Annotated in this window: 15 protein-coding genes; 10 read left to right on the plus strand and 5 right to left on the minus strand. The window is 40.3% G+C overall.

All coding sequences use genetic code 11. The annotated features are described in order from the left end of the window. The first annotated feature begins 58 nt into the window (after positions 1-58). The 7 genes from H7U04_RS02745 to H7U04_RS02775 all read left to right on the plus strand — a co-directional run bounded on the left by H7U04_RS02745 (position 59) and on the right by H7U04_RS02775 (position 11745). Positions 59-3001 (plus strand): GBS Bsp-like repeat-containing protein, encoded by a 2943-nt coding sequence (locus H7U04_RS02745; RefSeq protein WP_110981388.1) that lies wholly within the window; start codon positions 59-61, stop codon positions 2999-3001. A 120-nt stretch (positions 3002-3121) separates the two neighbouring features. Beyond that, positions 3122-6835, plus strand: a complete 3714-nt coding sequence (locus H7U04_RS02750) for a pullulanase (protein ID WP_201059291.1) — start codon at positions 3122-3124, stop codon at positions 6833-6835. A gap of 250 nt (positions 6836-7085) precedes the next feature. Beyond that, positions 7086-7958 carry an iron uptake system protein EfeO gene (gene efeO / locus H7U04_RS02755; RefSeq protein WP_110981390.1) on the plus strand — a complete coding sequence of 291 codons (873 nt, stop codon included), beginning with the start codon at positions 7086-7088 and terminating at the stop codon, positions 7956-7958. A gap of 5 nt (positions 7959-7963) precedes the next feature. Beyond that, complete coding sequence (efeB, locus tag H7U04_RS02760; RefSeq protein ID WP_048675863.1) at positions 7964-9169, plus strand: iron uptake transporter deferrochelatase/peroxidase subunit; 1206 nt, start codon at positions 7964-7966, stop codon at positions 9167-9169. Further along, positions 9147-10832 carry an FTR1 family iron permease gene (locus H7U04_RS02765; protein WP_048675860.1) on the plus strand — a complete coding sequence of 562 codons (1686 nt, stop codon included), beginning with the start codon at positions 9147-9149 and terminating at the stop codon, positions 10830-10832. The genes efeB and H7U04_RS02765 overlap by 23 nt, the downstream gene beginning before the upstream one ends. Next, positions 10819-11547: a twin-arginine translocase subunit TatC gene (gene tatC, locus H7U04_RS02770; RefSeq protein ID WP_110981391.1), complete on the plus strand. Its 729-nt coding sequence runs from the start codon at positions 10819-10821 to the stop codon at positions 11545-11547. Before H7U04_RS02765 ends, tatC begins: the two co-directional genes overlap by 14 nt. Positions 11548-11559: 12 nt before the next feature. Next, positions 11560-11745 (plus strand): twin-arginine translocase TatA/TatE family subunit, encoded by a 186-nt coding sequence (locus H7U04_RS02775; RefSeq protein WP_021144181.1) that lies wholly within the window; start codon positions 11560-11562, stop codon positions 11743-11745. 146 nt (positions 11746-11891) lie between these two features. Here H7U04_RS02775 and H7U04_RS02780 read toward each other — a convergent pair whose 3' ends face one another. The 5 genes from H7U04_RS02780 to H7U04_RS02800 all read right to left on the minus strand — a co-directional run bounded on the left by H7U04_RS02780 (position 11892) and on the right by H7U04_RS02800 (position 16853). Beyond that, positions 11892-11984 (minus strand): type I toxin-antitoxin system Fst family toxin, encoded by a 93-nt coding sequence (locus H7U04_RS02780; RefSeq protein ID WP_004182539.1) that lies wholly within the window; start codon positions 11982-11984, stop codon positions 11892-11894. Between the two features lie 160 nt (positions 11985-12144). After that, positions 12145-13281, minus strand: coding sequence for an ABC transporter ATP-binding protein (locus H7U04_RS02785; protein ID WP_014634479.1), 1137 nt, complete (start codon positions 13279-13281; stop codon positions 12145-12147). Between the two features lie 15 nt (positions 13282-13296). Beyond that, on the minus strand, positions 13297-14133 hold the full coding sequence (locus H7U04_RS02790; RefSeq protein WP_004182537.1) for a sugar ABC transporter permease: 837 nt from the start codon (positions 14131-14133) through the stop codon (positions 13297-13299). Further along, a complete protein-coding gene (locus H7U04_RS02795; protein WP_073949988.1) occupies positions 14133-15491 on the minus strand; it encodes a carbohydrate ABC transporter permease in 1359 nt (452 codons plus the stop codon). The genes H7U04_RS02790 and H7U04_RS02795 overlap by 1 nt, the downstream gene beginning before the upstream one ends. Positions 15492-15605: 114 nt before the next feature. Next, a complete protein-coding gene (locus tag H7U04_RS02800; protein WP_070577217.1) occupies positions 15606-16853 on the minus strand; it encodes an extracellular solute-binding protein in 1248 nt (415 codons plus the stop codon). Between the two features lie 180 nt (positions 16854-17033). Between H7U04_RS02800 and H7U04_RS02805 the strand changes: the two genes are divergently transcribed. The 3 genes from H7U04_RS02805 to glgP all read left to right on the plus strand — a co-directional run bounded on the left by H7U04_RS02805 (position 17034) and on the right by glgP (position 22054). Beyond that, positions 17034-18038 (plus strand): LacI family DNA-binding transcriptional regulator, encoded by a 1005-nt coding sequence (locus H7U04_RS02805; protein ID WP_002885097.1) that lies wholly within the window; start codon positions 17034-17036, stop codon positions 18036-18038. Positions 18039-18291: 253 nt separating this feature from the next. Then, the gene (malQ, locus tag H7U04_RS02810) at positions 18292-19791 is read left to right on the plus strand and encodes a 4-alpha-glucanotransferase (protein WP_070656245.1); all 1500 of its coding nucleotides are present in this window, start codon (positions 18292-18294) and stop codon (positions 19789-19791) included. Position 19792: 1 nt separating this feature from the next. Beyond that, positions 19793-22054 (plus strand): glycogen/starch/alpha-glucan family phosphorylase, encoded by a 2262-nt coding sequence (gene glgP, locus H7U04_RS02815; protein ID WP_110981392.1) that lies wholly within the window; start codon positions 19793-19795, stop codon positions 22052-22054. Positions 22055-22130 lie beyond the last annotated feature (76 nt).

Consider the following 22130-nt stretch of genomic DNA (forward strand, 5'->3'; position numbering starts at 1 on the left):
TAAGATATTTTCTATGGTAAAATGGGTGACGTATTAAAAAGTGTCAAAGGAAAGTTAAATGCGAACAAAAGATTTTATCTACTATGCTAGTGCAGCTGTCCTCATGGCGGTGACCACTCAGGTAGCCAGTGCGGATGAGGTAGCCACTCAAATGCCTACAGTTACTGAAGGGAACCAATATCAACCTGCGACTGCAGCAGATATTTTTGGTGATGGAGCAGTTCTTGCGCAAGAGTCACCAGCAGCAAGACCAAGTTTAACTGTTGCGGAAACATCTACAGCCACAAGTGAAGTAACAAACTCAAGTGCTCCACAAGTCAGTCAAGCGAGCTCAACAACGGTTGTAGCATCTGAATCAAGAGGAGTTGCATCTGAATCTGTAGTTCAGCCGAACACGGTAGAGAGTTCTGAAAATGCTAGGGTATCGACTTCTTCTGAGGTTTCAAGCGAGGTTGTAGCTGGACCTGCTAAATTGACTCATGCTTCAGGTTCATCTAATGATACTGATGTTTTAAAACCGAAGGCTAGCTTCTCAATTGAGAACAACAACAAGGTAACTGGTACCTTTGATGCGGTGGTTCGAGATATTGTTGCACCATTGGGTGTTAAAGAGGTTCTTATCCCATCTTGGAGTCTAGCTAATGGTCAAGATGATTTGATTTGGCATAAGGCAGCTAAGCAAATGGATGGCTCTTATCGTGTAACGATTAAGGCGGTTGATCACAAGGGCGAAGCTGGGAATTACCGTGCGGATGCCTATGTTGTTGACCGAACAAATAAGAGACATTATATTTCTGAGAAAGTAGTCTCTGTAACTTACTCTCGTCCAAGCGCAACCCTAACTATTGAAAATAATAATGCAGCTACAGGCACTTTTGATGCTGTGGTGAAAAACATCATAGCTCCTACAGGTCTGAAAGAAATCTTAGTACCGTCATGGAGTCTAGTTGGTGGACAAGATGATTTGATTTGGCATAAGGCTACGAAACAAGCGGATGGTTCTTACCGTGCTACCATTAAGGCAAGTGACCACAAAAATTCAACCGGTAAATACCGTGCCGATGCTTATATTGTAGATAATTTTAACAAGCGTTTCTACTTGACTGAAAAAGTGGTGGAAGTTAGCCAATCTCGTCCAAGTGCCAGCCTAACGATTGAAAATAACAATGCTACGACAGGAACTTTTGACGCGGTGGTTCGCAATATTGTTGCGCCTAATGGTCTTAAAGAGATTCTGATACCTTCATGGAGTCTTGTTAATGGACAGGACGATTTAGTTTGGCATAAGGCAAGTAAACAAGCAGATGGCAGCTATCGTGTGACGATTAAGGCTTCAGAACACAAACATTCAACTGGAAAATACAGAGCGGATGCTTATCTCATAGATAATACTGGTAACCGCCAGTATTTGACTGAGGCTGTGGTTGAGGTCAATGAAACTAAGCCAAGTGGTAGTATTTCTATCTTAAATAACAATGGTTCTGGAACTTTTGATGTGGTCATCAGTGATGTCTATAGCCCTAAAGGTGTGCGTACGGTTCAGGTACCTATCTGGTCTGAGACTGATGGTCAAGATGATATTCGTTGGTATGAAGCTACACGTCAAACAGATGGCAATTACAAGGTTACTGTTCAGGTAGCCAACCACAAAAACGTAACTGGTATTTACAATGTTCATCTTTACTTTATCCAAAATGATGGCTCACGAATCAGTGTAGGGGGAACACAAACAAAAGTTACTTTGTCAGAACCTAAAGCCGACCTTGCCATCACTGCTCTCAACAATGCTACGGGTAGCTATGATCTTGTTATCTCAAACTTGATTGTGCCACGAGGTTTCAAAGAAGTCCTAGTTCCAACCTGGTCAGAAAAGAACGGTCAAGATGATATCATCTGGTACAAGGCAGCCAAGCAAGCTAATGGAGACTATAAGGTAACTGTTCGTTCAAGTAACCATAAAGGTGATAGCGGCCTTTATAATTCTCATGTTTATTTGGTTGACAATGATGGTAAATTCATTGGCCTAGGTGGCAAACAAGTGACACTTGATATCACTAAAACTCAAGGAACATTGACTATTACCAATAATGATAAAAATCGTGGAACTTTTGACGTTCTTATCACCAATCTGACGAATCCAAGTGGTATTTCAGGTGTGGTAATACCTGTTTGGTCTGAGCAAAATGGTCAGGATGATCTTGTTTGGCATAATGCCACAAAACAGGATGATGGTTCCTACAAGGTGACTATTTCAGCCAGTCAGCACAAGTGGAATTCAGGCAAGTATATCGTTCATGGCTATATTGTTGATGCTTCTGGTAAGAATATCGGCTTTGGCGCTACCTCTGCCGATGTGGTAGCACCTAAGAAAATCGGTTCGGCATCAAGAGGAAACTACGATGTTTTAAATAAGGTTGTCTATCTAGATGCTGGCCATGGTGGCTATGATCCAGGAGCTTCGTACTTTGGTATTTCTGAAAAGAGCTTGACTTTGGCAATCCAAAGCCGTGTGAAAGCTAAACTAGAATCAGAAGGTTATCAAGTTGTGACCATACGTACCAGCGATACCTATGTTGATTTGACGGATCGCTCTCGTGCAGCTAATGCCTCTGAATCAGATATCTTCGTAAGTATCCACATCAATGCTTCAGGCAGTTCAGCAGCACAGGGAATCGAAACTTATTATTACCAACCTTATGCAGAATACCCATCACGCATTAATGCGACCTACCATGCTAATCCGACTCGTTTGAGTATGAGTGACACTTTGGCCAATGCCATCCAGTCCAGCCTTATTAATGCGACTGGCGCTCAGAATCAGGGTGTGAAACGTCAAACCTTTGCAGTCTTGCGTGAAACGACAGCGCCAGCAGTTCTCCTTGAACTTGGCTTCTTGTCAAATCCTCAAGAAGCAGCCCGTTTGAATACCTCTGCTTATCAAGAGACTTTAGCTAACGCAATTGTGGCAGGGATTAAGCGTTATTATTCTGTTTATAACTAATAGATTGAGAGAATTTTATAGTTCTCTCTTTTTTTATTTTAAAGGAGCGAAAACGCTTGCATAAATCTAATCTAAATGGTATATTAAAAAACATGAAAACGTTAACCAAAAGGAGTTAGTATGAAAAGAAATACTCAAACTAATGACGAAAAAGTCCTTCGTTATAGTCTTCGCAAGTACAAGTTAGGGTTGGCTTCTGTAACCATTGGAGCTGTTTTTTTGAGCTTTGCTGCTACTCATGGAGTCAAGGCAGAAGAAGTAGTGTCAACACCTGCCTCAAGTACACAGGTAGAATCAGCTGATTCTAGTCTTACCACCAGTGGTCTAGTAACTGAAACGCCAACAGCTCCTCTAACAGCCGAGAATGCCACAGTGTCCAAGGAAAATGAGCCAGTTTCTCTTTCAGAAGAAAATACTAGCCGTACCGAGCCTACCAATCTAACTGAAACTAGCGAAAACACGCCAAAAACAGTAAGTACTAATAATAGTCAAGCTCTCACTAATACATCTGAGGAACCTATTGCTGAGGGGACTATTCGCTTGCATTTCCAAGAGTTGCCAAGTCAGGATAAGGCATCACTTGGGCTTTGGACTTGGGATGATGTGGAGACGCCATCATCTCAGAAAGGTGCTTGGCCAACAGGAGCAACCTCATTTGCAGAAGCCAAACAGGATAATTATGGTGTTTACTTGGATGTAAAGCTGTCTTCAACACCTAAAAAGCTTAGTTTCTTGATTAATAATGCCGCTGGAACGAACCTTTCAGGGGATAAAGCAGTCGAAATTCTTAGCCCTCAAATGAATGAGGCTTGGATTGACAAAGATTTTCAAGTTTACAGTTATCAACCTATCCCTCAAGATCACGTTCGTATCAATTATTTCCGTACGGATGGCGACTATAGTAATAAGTCTGTCTGGTATTGGGGTGATGTTAAGGATGCTCCAAGTAATTGGCCTGATGGTGTCAATTTCCAACCAAATGGTAAATATGGTGCCTATTTAGACATTCCGCTAACCGAGGCTGCTAAATCTATCGGATTTTTACTCTTAGATGAGAGCAAAACAGGAGATGATGTGAAAATTCAACCAAATGATTATAAATTTAGTGACTTGAAAAAAACTCGTCAGCTTTTCGTACGAGATACTGATACGACAGTCTACACCAACCCTTATTTTGTTAAGGATGTGCGTTTGACTGGAGCTCAGCAGCTTAGTCCAAGCCAAATCGAACTTAGCTTCACCAATTTAGAAGATGTTTCATCTGAGGATATTCTCAAAGACCTAAAGGTGACAGACAAGGATGGTAACAGTGCAACTCTTAAACAGCTTGAGTTGGATGCTAAACTCAAAAAAGCTACATTAACAGGTGATTTTGCTGCGGAAAATCTGCCTTACAAGGTCACTTTGGGCAATGATAGTTTTAAAACGTCTGAGAGTTGGCAATTGAAGGATGCGCTCTACAGTTACGATGGTGAATTGGGTGCCCGTCTTCAAGAGAATGGTACTAAGGCACATGTGACACTTTGGTCACCAAGTGCAGATCAAGTAGATATCATTGTCTATGATAAGAATAATCAAGACATGGTTCTTGCTGAACATGCCCTAAGCAAAGGACCTCGAGGTACTTGGCAAGCTGACTTGCTTGCGACTGATCTTGGTTTGGAAAACTTAACAGGTTATTTCTATCAATATCGCATTAAACGTGGTGATCAGTCTGTAATCGTTTTGGATCCTTATGCTAAGTCTTTGGCTGCTTGGAATAGTGACGATGCCAGCAAGGGACCTGAACACAAGATTGCCAAGGCTGCCTTTGTAGATCCTGCTAATTATGGACCAAAAGATCTTGACTACGCTAAGATTCCAAACTTTAAATCTCGAGAAGATGCCATCATTTATGAGGCTCATGTCCGAGATTTCACCTCTGATAAGGCTATCTCAGCTGAATTGAAACACCAGTTTGGGACTTTTGCAGCCTTTGCAGAGCGTTTGGATTATCTTAAAGATCTCGGTGTTACCCATATTCAGCTTTTACCAGTATTAAGCTACTATTTCGTCAATGAAATGCAAAATGGGAAGCGTTTGGATGCCTATGCATCAAGTGATAGTAACTACAACTGGGGCTATGATCCACAAAACTATTTCTCTTTGACGGGTATGTATTCTGAAAACCCAAATGAACCAGCTAAACGTATCGAAGAATTCAAGAATTTAGTTGCTGCTATTCATGCCCACGGTATGGGCGTTATCTTGGATGTAGTCTATAATCATACAGCCAAGACAGCTATTTTTGAAGACCTTGAGCCAAATTATTATCACTTTATGGATGCTGATGGTACTCCTCGTTCGAGTTTTGGAGGGGGTCGTCTAGGCACGACTCACTATATGAGTCGTCGTGTCTTGGTTGATTCGATTGCTTATCTTACTAAGGAATACAAGGTGGATGGTTTCCGTTTTGATATGATGGGTGACCATGATGCTGAAAGTATCGAGCAAGCTTACCATGCTGCAAGTGCCCTTAATCCAAACCTTATTATGCTTGGTGAGGGCTGGGTGACTTATACTGGCGATGAAAATAGCCCTGTTCAGCCTGCCAATCAGTCTTGGATGAAAGACACAGATACCGTAGCTGTATTTTCAGACGATATTCGAAACACCCTCAAATCAGGTTATCCAAACGAGGGGACACCTGCCTTTATCACAGGTGGCAAACGTGATATTAATAAGGTCTTTGACAATATCAAGGCACAGCCAACTAACTTCGAGGCTGATTCTCCAGGTGATGTGATTCAATATATTGCTGCTCACGATAATTTGACCCTTTTTGATATCATCGCCCAATCAATCAAGAAAGATCCAAGCAAGCCTGAGAATAATGCTGAAATTCATCGTCGCTTGCGTCTAGGAAACCTTATGGTCTTGACAGCTCAGGGAACACCATTTATTCACTCTGGTCAGGAATACGGCCGCACCAAACAGTTCCGTGATCCTGCCTACCGTTATCCTGTGTCTGAGGACAAGGTGCCGAATAAGTCACATCTCTTAGTGGATGAAAAGGGCAATCCATTTGACTATCCTTACTTTATCCATGATTCTTATGATTCTAGTGATGCCGTCAATCATTTTGACTGGACTAAAGCAACTGATAGCCAGGCCTTCCCAGAGAATACGAAAACTCGCGCCTTTACCAAAGGTTTGATCGCCTTACGTAAGTCGACAGATGCCTTCAATTTCAAATCAAAAGCAGATGTAGATGCACGTCTAACGCTATTGACAGTTCCTGGTCAGGACAATGTCGCTCAAGAAGATTTGGTATTGGGATACCAAACTGTTGCTTCGAATGGAGACCGTTACCTTGTCTATGTCAATGCTGATAGCAAGGCTCGTCAGTTTGATTTGAGCAAGATTACAAATGGCCTATCCTATCTGGTTTTGGCAGATGGCAGTCAAGTCAATTTATCCGGAATTAGTGAGTTATCAGGTGTTGCAATCAACAATCACATCTTGACCTTGGATCCACTAACAGCGACTATTATTCGTTTGACTAATGCTAAAACACCAACTGAGGCAGTAGATCAGCCTTCTGAAAAGACCGGGTCATTTGGTGGTAAAAATACTGAGGCAACTAAAACAAATGTCAAGGCTTCAGGTAAAGAGGACCTTGTTGGAGATGCTGAACTTGTTAATCGTGATAATGGTCAGGCTAAGACTGAAGCTAGTCATCAGACTGATAAACAACTGCCATCCACTGGTGAAAAGACAAATCGTGGACTCTTTGTAGCAGGTCTGCTAAGTATTCTTAGTCTAGGATTCCTTCGAAAACGTCGTACAAAATAATAAGTAGCAACAGGTTATTTCCTGTTGTTTTTCTTTTATTTAGAATCATTCTTATCTGCTCTTTAGAATAGTTCTTAAATAGCCTAAAACCGTTGACAGTGCTGGTTTCTTCTGTTAGTTTAGATATTGTTCTCTTACATACGAGAGATCATTATTGACTTATCATCGTTCGTTTTTTATTAATGATAAAACGACGATTCACATATATAACGACAAATGTCGAACACTATCTTGAAAATAGGAGACATTCATGAAAAAACTTAGCAAACTTGGTGTTGTTCTTTTGGCATCAGGACTTTTATTGACGGCTTGTGCCAAATCTGGTAATTCAAGTCATTCAAGTTCAACTAGCTCAAAACTCACAGCCAGTGAGCAAAAGCAATTGAAGCAGGCCACAAGTGATTACAAGACTTTCGTAGAAGGCGAAATTGATCAGCTTTTGAAAGATACTGAAGGATTCAGTGAAACCCTCAAGTCAGGAAATCTTGAAGAAGCTAAGAAACAATACCCATTGATTCGTATGGCTTACGAGCGTTCAGAGCCGATTGCAGAAAGCTTTGGTGAGTCTGACGTGAAAATCGACTACCGTTTGGTTGATTACATGGACGAAAATAAATCAGAAGACGGTTGGTCAGGGTTCCACCGTATCGAACGTATCATGTGGCAAGACAACACGACAGAGGGTACTGATACCTATGTAGATAAGTTGGTTAACGATATTAAGGAACTCAAAGCTAAAATTGCAACTGTTAAAGTTACTCCAGATATCATGCTGACGGGTGCTGTAGACCTTCTTAATGAAGTTGCTACTCAAAAGATTACAGGTGAAGAAGAAGTCTTCTCACACACCGATCTTTACGACTTCCGTGCCAATATTGAAGGGGCAGAAAAAATCTTTGAACTCTTCAAGCCATTGATTCAAAAGAAAGATGCTAAGCTTGTTAAGACTTTGGAAACAGAATTCAAGAATGTCAATGGTCTTTTGGACAAACACATGACTGATGAGAAAAACTATAAGTCTTATACAGATTTGAGTGAGGCAGATACTAAGGAATTGGCCGAAGCTGTAACTAAACTTGGTGAACCATTATCACAAATGGGTGTTATCCTAGATGGGAAATAAGAAAAATGACTGACGAAAAATTTTTAGATAAAAAAATGGACCGTCGTGAATTTCTTAAAAAAGCAGGTATTGGAGGGGCTGGGCTTGCGCTTGGTCTTTCTGGTGCATCTGCTTTTTTCGCTAATCAGGATAGTTCAACAAAAAAAGCCCTTGATGGGGATGAAGATATTAGCTTCTTTGGTAAGCACCAAGCTGGGATTACGACTCCCATGCAGAAGGCTTGCTACTTGGTGGTTCTAGATCTTCATACAACTGATAAAAAAGAAGTGATCCAACTCTTTAAAGACTGGACAGACTATAGTAGTAAATTGGTCGAAGGAGAGCTGGTCAAAAAAGATGGTTCCAATGCCCTCTTACCTCCAACAGATACAGGTGAAACAGTGGGACTCAACCCCTATCGCTTGAGCCTGACTTTTGGTGTTTCGGCTGATTTTCTTAAAAAACTTGGCTTGGAATCCAAGCGTCCTAAGCTCTTCCGTGATTTACCTCCATTTCCAAAGGAGCAGTTGCAGGACAAGTATACAGGCGGAGATATCGTCATACAAGCCTGTGCGGACGATGAACAGGTAGCCTTCCATGCTGTTCGAAATCTGATCCGCAAAGGTCGTAATAAAATCACCATGAAGTGGAGCAAATCTGGTTTTGCAGCCATCGGAGATCGTAAGGAGACGCCGCGAAATCTCTTTGGTTTTAAGGACGGTACTGCCAATGTTACGACGGAAAAGGAATTCGACAAGGTTGTCTGGACTGATAGTAAAGATTGGATGAAGGGTGGTTCTTATATGGCTCTTCGTCTAGTACAGATGCACTTGGAGACTTGGGATCGTACCAATTTGCAGGAGCAGGAAAACACCTTTGGCCGCTATAAGGAATCAGGTGCTCCCTTTGGTAAGAAAGATGAGTTTGACGAAGTAGATCTGTCAAAACTACCAGTCGATTCGCATGTCCGTTTGGCTAAAGAAGTAGATCTTCCTATCTTACGTCGTTCCTATTCTTATTCTGATGGCATTGATGAGAGAACTGGCCAGTTTGATGCAGGCTTGATTTTCATTGCCTACCAGAAGGACCCAGACCGTTTTGTCAAAATACAGACCAATCTTGGTGCTGTAGACAAGATGAATGAGTACATCACCCATATCGGAAGTGGGCTCTTTGCTTGCTTTGCTGGCGTGGAGAAAGGAGGCTACCTTGGTCAAGCACTCTTTGAATAAACTCCTCGTTTTGCTTGGACTTTTAGCTCTATTCTGGTCCTATCCAGTTGCTGCTGAATCCTATAGTGATCTCTATATCAAAATCACAGATGCAACAACAGCTGTTCAAAACAAGGATCAAGCAAAAGCTAAGGAATTAGTTGGTGAGATTAAAACTGATTTCGAAACTAAAGAAAATCACGATTCCAAGGCTGGTAAAAAAGTTAGCAAGGCTCTTGATATTAAAGGTGACGTGACAGAAGAAGACCTAACCTCTATCTCGTCAGCCCTTCTTAAATTTGAGAAAGAGCAAAATCCTGTTGACTTGGATGCCGAAAAGGAAAAACTTGAGACCCGTCTCAATCCTTATTTCAAGAATTTACAGGATGCCATTACGGCTAAAGACCTAGCTGAGACCCGCAAAACTTATGGCGAATTGAATAATGCTTGGACGCGAAATGAAGCTGTTGTCCGTGACCACAGTACTGCCTACTACGGCAAGATTGAGACGGCTATTTCACTTTTGCGAAGCAGTATTGAGACGGAGCCTACTGATTTCACCAGCATCCAGTCATCCTATGATGATCTCAAGGGTGGGATTGATGACTTTATCAAGGGCGTCCCTCTTGATAGCACAAGCTCAAGTTTAACCCTAAAAGATGGTATTAAGCTCTTGGAAAAAGCTCTCGGTCAATTCCAATCAGGTGATGAAAAAACGGCTGCGGCAACTATGAAGAAGTTCATCACTATCTGGCCAACCATTGAAGGTGACGTGAGCACGACTAACCCAAGCCTCTATACGCGCGTGGAGAGTGAAACACCGGTTATCATGGTTAAGGGGAAAGAAAAAGCTTATCAGGACAAACTGCAAGCCTTAATTACAGACCTATCAGCTATCGATACCAGTGCTTCTTATAATGCATTTGATGCCATGTTGATTCTCTTGCGTGAAGGGGTTGAAGCCCTCCTCATCGTCATGGCTCTTGTGACAACTCTTAAGGCAGCTAAGATGCGTAAGGGACTCAAATGGGTTTATGGCGGAGCCATTGCTGGTGTTCTTGCCAGCGCAGTTATAGCTGTTATCTTACAAGTTGTTTTTCCAGCCGTAACTTCGGGCTCTAACCGAGAAATTATTGAAGGTGGCGTTGGTATCTTTGCAGTTGCGATGATGATTCTGATTGGTATTTGGCTTCATAGCAAGTCTTCAGTCAAACAGTGGAATGACTTTATGGACCGTCAGATGAAGACAGTGACGGCTACTGGAAGTTTTGTATCTATGTTTGCCCTTAGTTTCTTGGCTGTCTTCCGTGAAGGTGCCGAGACCATTCTTTTCTATGTTGGTATTATCCCACGTATCACGACAGCTAATTTCTTGATTGGTATTGCTTTAGCCATTGCAGTTCTTGTTATTATTGCCGTTGCTATGACTAAAGCTAGTCACTATATTAAACCACATCGTATCTTCTTTATTTTGACCTGGTTGATTTATGCCTTGGCCTTCAAGATGCTCGGTGTCAGCATTCATGCCCTTCAGTTGACTAATATGATGTCCAATCATTTGATTAGTGGTTTCCCAACCATTGATTGGGCTGGTATCTATCCAAGCTGGGAAGTCCTAATTCCACAACTTATCTTTATTGCTATCATTGCCTTTGTAACGGTGAAACAGCATGGCAAGAAGTAAGGACGAGATGACCATTGTTGAGCATCTGGTGGAATTTCGGAGACGTTTTATTGCAGTAGTGATTTGTTTTTTCCTAGTTTTTTGTATCACCCTGTTGTTTGCTGGGGAGCTCTATGCTTATCTGACTAGAGGATTTGATAAGCCCTTATTGGTTCTTGGTCCTAACGATATTCTCTGGATTTACATTAACTTAGCCAGTCTCATGGCTGTTACGGTCACTTTGCCCTTTACCACCTACCAGATTTGGCAGTTTGTAAAACCTGGTTTGAGGGATAATGAAGCGCGTGCCATCTTTGCCTATATTCCAGCAACTTTTGTCTGTTTTGTATTGGGTTTGGCCTTTGGTTATAATTTTGTGAGTCCAGCTATCTTAGAAGTGCTTTTAAAGCTAGGTGAAGGACTCTTTGATACACAAATTACAGCACAAAACTACCTTAGTTTTTTACTGCATACGACAGTGCCTTTGGCTGTTCTCTTTGAACTTCCCGTAGTTGTTAGTTTCCTAACCTCTATAGGTATATTGACACCAGTATTTCTGACACGCTATAGACGCTATGCTTACTTCATTCTCTTGGTATTGGCAGTCGTTCTGACACCAGCCGACTTTATTAGTGACTTGGCCATGACTGCTCCCTTAATCTTACTCTATGAAGTTAGCGTAGCTCTTAGTAAGCTCATTTATAAACGTAAACAAAGAAAATATAAAGATAAATAGAAAGGAGATTTCATGGGAATTCTACGTGATATCGGAGCTCCAGGACTTATCATTATCGTCCTAGGAGCCCTCCTCATCTTTGGTCCTAAACGCTTGCCAGAACTTGGACAATCTATCGGTAAAATGTTAGCAGAATTTAAAGCAGCGGTAAATAAGACTGATGATAAAAAAGACGAAGAAGACAAGACTAAAGACTAAGATCTCTATCTAAAGGTTATCTTCAAGTTTCTTGACAATTCTAAGCTTTTATGACATAATACACTTGTATTGAATAGTAAGTCTATATCATAGGCAAGAAAAGACCCCAAGCTAACTTCCACATAAGCTCGGGGTCTTTTTTAGCACTATCTATCCTTGTTTAACCACTTGTCGATTAGACGAAGGATAACACCGACCACAATAGGTCCGATGATAGTTTTGAATAGTAAATCCATCATAGGCAAACTCACCTCCCTTCGTAGGCGGTGTCGAGGTGCCAAAGGATATTATATCATAGATTGAAAGAGATATGTTTAGTGAGTGATAGGAAGTATCAGTTAGAATGTGGTTTAATCATGCCAAACAAAAAATCAGCTCAAGAGGGCTGATTTTTTTATCTTACAAACTGATACGTTTTTCTGTTTCAGCGTCGAAGAAGTGACCTTTAGCAACGTTGAAAGTAAGGTTAACTTTTTCACCTGGATTATGGAAGTCACGCGCATCAACACGGGCAGCAAACTCAGTTTCTCCAAGTTTTAGGTAGAGCATTGTTTCTGCACCAAGAAGCTCTGAAACGACGACTTCAGCATCTACATTGGCATCTGGATAAACTTCTTGAACAATTGGACGGCTTGAAACATCTTCAGGACGGATACCAAAGATTACTTCATTGCCTTGATACCCTGTCTCTTTCAAGATTTTAGCTTGACCCTCAGAGATTGCAATATCCAAACCTTCAGAGTTAGTAATGCGGTTACCATCAACCTTAACATTAAAGAAGTTCATAGCAGGACTTCCGATGAATCCGGCAACAAATTTATTGGCTGGCTCATTATAAAGTTCTTGAGGGGTACCAATTTGTTCGATACGACCGATAGTACCAGAACCATCAGGATTTTTAGTAGAACTCATGATAACGATACGGTCAGCAAGAGTCATAGCTTCTGTTTGGTCGTGGGTAACGTAGATAGTAGTTGCACCAATATTGCGAGTAATTTTAGCAATTTCAGCACGCATGGTCACACGAAGCTTAGCATCCAAGTTTGAGAGTGGTTCGTCCATGAGGAAGACTTTAGCATCACGAACGATAGCACGTCCCATAGCTACACGTTGACGTTGACCACCAGAGAGGTCTGCAGGCTTACGATCTAAGAACTCAGTCAAACCAAGGCTAGCAGCAGCTTCACGGACACGTTTGTCGATATCATCTTTTTTATATTTACGAAGTTTAAGACCAAAGGCCATATTTTCATAAACAGTCATGTGAGGGTAAAGTGCGTAGTTTTGGAATACCATGGCAATGTCACGATCTTTTGGTGATTTGTCATTAACCACCTCACCATCGATATAGAGTTTACCTTCTGTGATTTCTTCGAGACCAGCAACCATACGGAGAGTTGTTGATTTACCACATCCTGAAGGACCTACGAAAACGATGAATTCCTTGTCTTTGATGTCGATACTGAAATCTTCGACAGAGTAGTGAGTTGCATTTGGGTATTTTTTGTAAATTTTATCCAGTTTAAGAGTTGTCATATCATTTATCCTTTATTATTTAACTGATCCGCCGGTTACACCTTCAACATAGTATTTCTGCATGAAGATAAAGAGAAGGGTGATTGGGATGGCGATGATAATAGCACCTGCGGTAAATGGAAGGAACCATTCATTGATAGCGTCTTGGTTAAGCATTTGGTAGAGTCCAAGGGCAACCGTATATTTATCTTTAACGTCGCCGAGGATAACAGATGCAAAGATGAAGTCTACCCAAGGTCCCATGAAGGCCATGAGGGCAGTGTAGACGATGATTGGTTTAGAAAGTGGCAAGGTAATCTTAGTGAAGATTTGAAGTCGAGTTGCCCCATCAATCATTGCTGATTCATCCAAAGAGTAAGGAATGGTATCAAAGAAACCTTTCGCAATGTAGAATCCAAGAGCTGCCCCAGCAGAATATACCAAGACCAAAGATGTCAAGGTTTGTGTCAAATTGAGGGCCTTCAAAATGTAGTAGACCGCAATCATTGACATGAATCCAGGGAACATGTTAAGTACAAGTGCCAATTTCAAGAAGCCATTTCTGTGTTTGAATTTAATACGGCTAAGTGAGTAGGCCATACCTACGGTAATCAAAGTTGAGAGGATACATGTACATGTGGCAACGATGAAAGTATTGATGAACCATTTTCCAAATGGGTAAGCATCGCTGGTAAACAGTTTAATGTAGTTATTAAAAGTGTAAGTCTTAGGGAAGAAGTAAGGCACCGCATTAGCTCCTTCACCACGGAAACTTGTAAGGAAGATCCAAATAATAGGGATCAACCAGATGACAGCTAGAACTGTCAATAGAATATAAGTACCAGTTAGGTAAAGATTTTTCTTACGTTTCATTATTTAGCAGCCCCTTCCTTGAATGAAGATGATCTTGTGTAGGCCAAGAGACTGAATGTTGCAGAGATGGCGAAAATCAAGATACCGATAACAGATGCCAAGTTGTAGTCTTTAGCGCTAACAGTCAGTTTGTAGAGCCAAGTTACCAAGAGGTCAGTTGAACCCGCTTGATAGTATTCAGAGTTAGTAGGTCCACCACCAGTAAGGAAGTAGATAACGTTGAAGTTATTGATATTACCAATGAATTGTTGAATCAACGATGGTGCCATAATCAAGAGAATTTGTGGAAAAGTGATGCTCTTGAAAATTTGGAATTTGCTTGCTCCATCAATTTCAGCAGCTTCAATCTGCTCAGTTGGCAAGTTCATGATGATACCAGTTGCGACCAACATTGTGAACGGAATACCAATCCACATATTTACAAAGATAATAGAGAACTTAGCCCAGAGAGGGTCAGTCAAGAATGGAATTGGTCCATTAGTAAGATGCAAGGTTTGAAGTAAACCATTCAAAGGCCCATGGTCATTAAGGAAGTTACGCATCAAAAGAAGGGATACGAACTGAGGAACGGCGATAGTGATAACAAAGAGAGTACGCCATACTTTCTTGAATTTAAGCCCTTTAGTGTTGAGCAAGAGAGCAAGGACAATACCGAAGAAGAAAGTTGTTGCTGTTGCAGCAACTGCCCAAATCAAGGTCCATGTCAAAAGTGGGAAGAAAGTACCAGCCATACGACCTTGTAAGACTTCACCAAAACTTGAGAAACCAACCCAGTCAAAGAGTGATTTAGGTGCTGGGTGATTGTGGTCAAAGTTAGTAAAGGCCAAACAGATCATGTAGATCAAAGGCAAGATTGTGAAGAGCAAAACTCCAATCAGTGGGACAGTCATAAGACCCATGTGGAAACGGCCATCAGCCAAGGTCTTGAAGTCTTCGATAAAGTTAGGAACTTTACGTCCAGACTGTTTGAGGGCCATGAGATGTCGAGCGCTTTTAAGGTTACACCAGTAAATATAAGCGAAGACTGCACAGAAGATTAATGACGCAAGTCCAAAAATCAACATAAGCATTGAATTATCTCCAGCAACCTGAACTGTAAGTTTAACGCCATTAACCTCTTTAACGGCCTCACCTTGTTCTTGAGTTCCCAAAGTAATCATTCCTTGAAGAGCTGGGACAATTTGGATAACGAATGCTACTAAGAAGGCAATCTCAGAAAAGAGGAAAAGCAATCCCTTGGTAAACTGTTTGTTAACCAAGTTTGCTAATCCCATTACCAGAAAGGATAATTTGACATCCCATGTACCTTCTTTGAAGACTTGGCGCATAGGAGTTGTGTCGTAGATTGTTTGTGACATAGATATCTCCTCAGATAAATGTGTGATTAGTGATGGTTTCTATTTTGTCTACAAATAAAAGATAAAGAGGATAGGAACTTGACCCACCTCTTTACCTTGTCATTGTTAGGATTCTTATTTAGCCGCTGCCAAATCTTTATCAAATTGTTGTAATTTAGTAAGGAATTGGTCTTCCTTGATTTTACCGTTATAAGCGTCACTCATAAGAGCAGCACTTTCAGTCCAGAAGACTGACATTTGACTAAGTTTAGGCATAACAGTTGTGTACTGCTCAGATGAACCCATAGTAATTACAGCTTGTGCAAGTGCATCCTTTTGAACAGCTTCAGAAGCTTGAACTTCTTTGTTGGCTGGGATGATGTGACGGTCTTCATTAGTGAATTGGTTATTTTGACTGTCTTTGCTTGTCAAAGCTTGTGCCAATTGGTAAGAAGCAGCAATACGTTCAGCGTTACCTTTAGATGGTGTTTGGTTAACTGCGTAAAGTTTTACACCCATGAAGGCTTTTTGTTGAACGTCTTGACCACCGATATTAACTGTTGGGTAAACAGCAATACCAAGATTGTCTTTACCGACAGCTTTAGCAGCTGCAGCGTAGTCCCATGGTCCTGATTGGAAAGCATCAACAGAACCATCTTCGAATTTAGCCATCATGTTAGCTGAATCAACATTAACAAATCCTTTGTTGTCTTTTTGAGCTGCGATGAATTTAAGAACGTTCACACCAGCTTCATTGCCCCAGTTAGTCCCTTTAACATCTTCACCGTTAGAGCCAAAGAGTGTGTCACCAACTGAAAGGAAGAGAGGACCAGTTACATAAGCATTAACTTCTTTCAAGTTGCTACCAAATTTAGCTTTAGAAGTGATTGTTTCATATGATTTCACATCTTCTTCATTAAGTTTAGATTTGTTGTAGTATGTAACTTGAGTTTCGATACCGTATGGGAAGGCGTAAGTTTTACCTTTGTATTGAGCACCTACAGCAGCTTGTTCAGTATCTTGCTCAGCAATTTCTTTTGAGTATTGCTCTGGGATTTCTTGGATAGCTCCAGCGTCTACCAATTTACCGAGTTGGTCATGTGGAAGTGAGAAGACATCTGCAGCAGTAGAAGCGTCCTTAGTCAAGTTTTCTTGAGCATTTGGATCTTCCATTTCAACCATATCAACTTTGTAACCAGATTTCTTTTCAAACTGTGCTACTGTATCTGAGTAAGATTTCTTAGCACCAGTTGGTACCCAAAGTTTCAAAGTCTTGCTATCTGAGCTTGAGCTCTTGCTTGAGTTTGAGCCACAAGCTACCAAGAGCGATCCAGCCACAAGTAATCCAGCACTACCAAGTAATACCTTTTGCCATTTTTTCATTTCTATTTCCTCCAGAAATTTAGTTTACGATAAACATTATGCAACCGTTTCCACAATCTGTCAAGTATTTTATAAAAAAATTTTTAACTTTGTGCAAACGATTGCAAAACTAAATTGTTTCGGTTATAATTGTTCTTGTATTTTACGACTATAAATATTTATTAGAATGAGAGGAAAATAATGGCTACAATTAAGGATGTTGCCCAAAAAGCAGGAGTAAGTCCTTCAACGGTTAGTAGGACCTTAAAAGATAATCCAGCCATTTCTGAAGAAACAAAAAACAAGGTGCGGGCGGCTATGGATGAATTAGGTTATGTCCCCAATCTTGCAGCTCAGATGTTGGCAACTGGCTTAACTCATAGTTTAGGTGTGATTCTTCCTCCTTTGGCGAATAGAGAAAATATCAGTCAACCCTTCTATATGGAAATTCTAACAGCAATTAATGAAGAAGCAAGTCGCAATTCTCAGGTCGTCAGTATTGCCACAGGTGCTAGTTTGGATGAATTAGTTAAACAAGTCGAACTCATGCATCGCCAAAAACGAGCTGATGGTTTCATTATTCTCTACTCTGAGAAGAATGATCCTGTTAAATCCTATCTCCTAAAAGAAAAAGTTCCTTTTGTCGTCATTGGAGCTGCAGGTGATACAAAAGATAAGGTTACCTACATCGATAATGACAATAAGGCCTTAGGTAAGGAAGCAGTGACTTATTTATCATCTCATGGTCATAAAAAAATAGGTTTTATTACGGATGACCTTTTTGGTCAAGTGGGACAGGAACGTTATCGAGGTTATAAAGAAGCAGCAGATGAACTAGAATTAGAAATCTTACCTGAACTTGTATTTTCATCTAAAACAATCGATAAGCTAAAGAAGGAATTAGATAGATTTTCTCCGACAGCTTTGATTGTCAAGGATGACCTTATCGCCCTTCGTCTCATTCAATGGCTAAACAATCAAGGAATTAGAGTACCTGAAGATTATGCCATTATTTCTTTCAATAATTCTACTTTTGCAGAAATCATGCATCCGTTCTTGACCACTTTTGATATTAATATCCAAGAACTTGCTAAAGAAAGTGTACAAAGTCTTATGGGACTCCTTAAGTCAACTAAGAACAAGTCACAGAAAGTCATCATTCCATTTAAACTTATAGAAAGAGAAAGCGTCTTAACGCATTCATAATATCTTAAGGAGAATCTAAGTAGTTGGTTAGTAAATTAGCCGGCTACTTTTTTATTTTATGTAAGATGACTATTTTCCGGAATTTACTAGAAGCCTCGGCTTAAAAACACTCTCTCAAATTGTAAGCGTTTGTTTTGCGAACAATTATTCAAGAAAAAATAAAAAAAAATCTATTTTTTTGTTAAAAATTCTTGACTAATGCAAACGTTTGCATTATAATAATAAGTGTAAAAAATAATTTGAGGTAAACGTTATGAACAAACGAGCAAGCGGTGTTTTGATGCACATCACATCACTTCCAGGTGACTACGGGATCGGGTCTTTCGGTCAAGCAGCCTATGACTTTGTTGATTTCTTAAAAGAAACAAAACAAACTTTCTGGCAGATTTTGCCACTTACTACAACAAGTTATGGGGATTCACCTTACCAATCATTCTCAGCGGTAGCAGGAAATACACACTTTATCGATTTGGATTTCCTTATTCGTGACAAATTTTTAACTAAAGCTGATGTTAAAGACGCTGACTTTGGGTCAGATCCTGAGTTTATTGACTATGCTAAAGTTTACGAAGCACGTCGTCCAATTCTTGAAAAAGCAGTTAAAGCAATTTTAGCAGATAAGAAAGAAACTAAAAGATTCGAAGCTTTTAAAACTAAAAATGCTAACTGGTTAGCTGATTATGCTGATTTCATGGCTATCAAAGAACACTTCGATAACAAAGCACTTCAAGATTGGGATGATAAAAAAGCAGTTAAACGCGATGAAGCAACTCTTGAGAAACTTCGCAAAGAACTTGCTGATGTTATCACATATCACCAAGTGGTACAATACCTCTTCTTTAGCCAATGGGCAGAACTAAAAGCTTATGCTAACAAAAATGGTATTCAAATCATCGGTGACATGCCAATCTACATTTCAGCTGATAGTGTTGAAGTTTGGACTCAACCACATCTCTTCAAACTAGACGCTGAATGTAAACCGCGTTACATTGCAGGAGTTCCACCTGATAACTTCTCAGCAACTGGTCAACTTTGGGGTAACCCAATCTATGCTTGGGATAAACACAAAGCTGAAAATTATGCTTGGTGGGTATTCCGTATTCAAGAATCATTTAAACTTTATGATTACTTGCGTATTGACCACTTCAAAGGGTTCTCTGACTTCTGGGAAATTCCTGGAGGTGATGAAACTGCTGAAAATGGTGAATGGGTTCCTGGACCTGGTTATGACCTTTTCAAAGTGGTTAAAGAAGAATTGGGTGATCTTAAAATCATTGCCGAAGACCTTGGTAACATTGATGATAAGACACGTAAACTTCTTGCAGACTGTGGTTACCCTGGAATGAAGATCGTTCAATTTGGATTCTACGATACTACTGGAAACAGCATAGACATTCCACACGTATACACACAACATTCAGTCGCTTACACAGGTACACATGATAACGAAGTAATCAACGGTTGGTACGACAACTTGACGCAAGAGCAACGTGATTATACTGATGCATACATCAACCGTCGTCAAGGTGAACCAATCACACGTGCTCTTCTTCGCACCCTCTTTGCTACTGTAAGCAACACAGCTATTGCGACTATGCAGGATATCCTTGATAAACCTGAAAATAGCCGTACAAACTTCCCTAACACAGTTGGTGAAAACTGGAAATGGCGTATGCTCCCAGGTGAAATCACTGTCGACAAGAAAGAATTTTTGACAGACATTACAGAAAGATATAATCGAGGTAATAACTAAAATGGCTACATTTACACAATATGTTGAAGCAAAAAACAAAAATCTTAAGGACCTTTCAAACGAAGAAATCTACTATCTTTTGTTGGAATTCGTAAAAGAAGCAGCTGCTCCAAAACCAAAAAACGATAGCAAACGTAAAGTTTACTATATCTCAGCTGAATTCTTGATTGGTAAACTTTTGTCTAACAACTTGATCAACTTGGGCATCTACAAGGATGTTAAAGCTGAATTGGATGCTGCTGGTAAATCAATCAGTGAAATTGAAGACGTTGAACCAGAACCATCTCTTGGTAACGGTGGTTTGGGTCGTTTGGCTTCATGTTTCATCGACTCTATGGCAACACTTGGCATCAACGGTGAAGGTGTTGGTCTTAACTACCACTGTGGTCTTTTCAAACAAGTCTTCAAAGACAACAAACAAGATGCAGAACCAAACTACTGGATTGAAGATCAATCATGGTTGGTACCAACTGATATCTCTTATGATGTTCCATTCAAAAACTTCACATTGAAATCACGTTTGGATCGTTTGGATATCTTGGGTTATAAGAAAGAAACTAAGAACTACCTTAACCTCTTTGACATCAATGGTGTGGACTACGATTTGATTGATAAAGGAATCACTTTTGATCAAGACGAAATCCAAAAGAACTTGACACTTTTCCTTTACCCTGATGACTCAACTCGTAAAGGTGAGCTCTTGCGTATCTACCAACAATACTTCATGGTATCAAACGCTGCTCAACTTTTGATCGACGAAGCTATCGAACGTGGATCTAATCTTCACGATCTTCCAGATTACGCTTACGTACAAATCAACGATACTCACCCATCAATGGTAATTCCAGAATTGATCCGTCTTTTGACAGAAAAACATGGATTTGAATTTGATGAAGCAGTAGCAATCGTAAGCAAAATGGTTGGTTACACAAACCACACTATCTTGGCTGAAGCCCTTGAAAAATGGCCTCTTGACTACCTTGAAGAAGTTGTTCCACACCTTGTTGTTATCATCAAGAAATTGGATGCTATCATTCGTGAAAAATTCGAAGATCCACGTGTTCAAATCATTGACAAAGACAACCGTGTTCACATGGCACACATGGATATCCACTTCTCTACAAGCGTTAACGGTGTAGCGGCACTTCACACAGAAATCCTTAAATCTTCTGAGTTGAAACCATTCTACGACCTTTACCCAGAACGCTTCAACAACAAAACAAACGGTATTACATTCCGTCGTTGGTTGGAATTCTCAAACCAAGAACTTGCTGATTACATCAAAGAATTGATTGGTGATGGTTACCTTACTGACGCAACACAATTGGAAAAATTGGCTGCCTTTGCAGATGATCCAGCAGTTCACAAACGTTTGGCTGAAATCAAATATGATAACAAGTTGTCACTTAAACGTTATCTTAAAGCCAACAAAGGTATCGATCTTGATGAAAACTCAATCATTGATACTCAAATCAAACGTTTCCACGAATACAAACGTCAACAAATGAACGCTTTGTATGTCATCCACAAATACTTGGAAATCAAAAAAGGAAACCTTCCAAAACGTAAAATCACTATCATCTTTGGTGGTAAAGCAGCTCCTGCCTACGTTATTGCTCAAGACATCATCCACTTGATCTTGTCACTTTCTGAACTCATCAACAATGATCCAGAAGTAAGCAAATACCTCAACGTTCACTTGGTTGAAAACTACAACGTAACAGTTGCTGAACACCTTATTCCAGCAACAGATATCTCAGAACAAATCTCATTGGCTTCTAAAGAAGCTTCAGGTACAGGTAACATGAAATTCATGCTTAACGGTGCCCTCACTCTTGGTACAATGGACGGTGCCAACGTTGAGATTGCTGAATTGGTAGGACCAGAAAACATCTTCACGTTCGGTAAAGACTCTGATACAATCATCGACCTTTACGAAAAAGAAGGTTATGTATCACGTGATTACTACGAAAAAGATGCTAACATCAAAGCAGCTGTTGACTTTATCGTAAGTGAAGACCTCGTTAAAGTTGGAGATAAAGAACGCTTGGAACGTCTCCAAAAAGAACTTATCTCTAAAGACTGGTTCATGACTTTGATTGACTTGGCTGAATACATCGACAAGAAAGAAGAAGTATACGCAGCTTACGAAGATCAAGATGCATGGAACAAAAAAGTTGTTTACAACATCGCTGAAGCAGGATTCTTCTCATCTGACCGTACAATCGAACAGTATGACAAAGACATCTGGCACACAAAATAAAAATCTAGTTGCATAGAAGGAAACAAGATCAGAAATGGTCTTGTTTTTTTGCATGAAAAAAACAGCTAATTTAGAT

It is taken from the genome of Streptococcus sp. 22.1 (assembly GCF_016648645.1).
Classification (GTDB): Bacteria; Bacillota; Bacilli; order Lactobacillales; family Streptococcaceae; genus Streptococcus.

Coding starts and splice junctions, on each gene's coding strand:
- H7U04_RS02745 (WP_110981388.1), top strand. CDS start 59: ATGCGAACAAAAGATTTTATCTACTATGCTAGTGCAGCTGTCCTCATG.
- H7U04_RS02750 (WP_201059291.1), top strand. CDS start 3,122: ATGAAAAGAAATACTCAAACTAATGACGAAAAAGTCCTTCGTTATAGT.
- efeO (WP_110981390.1), top strand. CDS start 7,086: ATGAAAAAACTTAGCAAACTTGGTGTTGTTCTTTTGGCATCAGGACTT.
- efeB (WP_048675863.1), top strand. CDS start 7,964: ATGACTGACGAAAAATTTTTAGATAAAAAAATGGACCGTCGTGAATTT.
- tatC (WP_110981391.1), top strand. CDS start 10,819: ATGGCAAGAAGTAAGGACGAGATGACCATTGTTGAGCATCTGGTGGAA.
- H7U04_RS02775 (WP_021144181.1), top strand. CDS start 11,560: ATGGGAATTCTACGTGATATCGGAGCTCCAGGACTTATCATTATCGTC.
- H7U04_RS02780 (WP_004182539.1), bottom strand. CDS start 11,984: ATGATGGATTTACTATTCAAAACTATCATCGGACCTATTGTGGTCGGT.
- H7U04_RS02785 (WP_014634479.1), bottom strand. CDS start 13,281: ATGACAACTCTTAAACTGGATAAAATTTACAAAAAATACCCAAATGCA.
- H7U04_RS02790 (WP_004182537.1), bottom strand. CDS start 14,133: ATGAAACGTAAGAAAAATCTTTACCTAACTGGTACTTATATTCTATTG.
- H7U04_RS02795 (WP_073949988.1), bottom strand. CDS start 15,491: ATGTCACAAACAATCTACGACACAACTCCTATGCGCCAAGTCTTCAAA.
- H7U04_RS02800 (WP_070577217.1), bottom strand. CDS start 16,853: ATGAAAAAATGGCAAAAGGTATTACTTGGTAGTGCTGGATTACTTGTG.
- H7U04_RS02805 (WP_002885097.1), top strand. CDS start 17,034: ATGGCTACAATTAAGGATGTTGCCCAAAAAGCAGGAGTAAGTCCTTCA.
- malQ (WP_070656245.1), top strand. CDS start 18,292: ATGAACAAACGAGCAAGCGGTGTTTTGATGCACATCACATCACTTCCA.
- glgP (WP_110981392.1), top strand. CDS start 19,793: ATGGCTACATTTACACAATATGTTGAAGCAAAAAACAAAAATCTTAAG.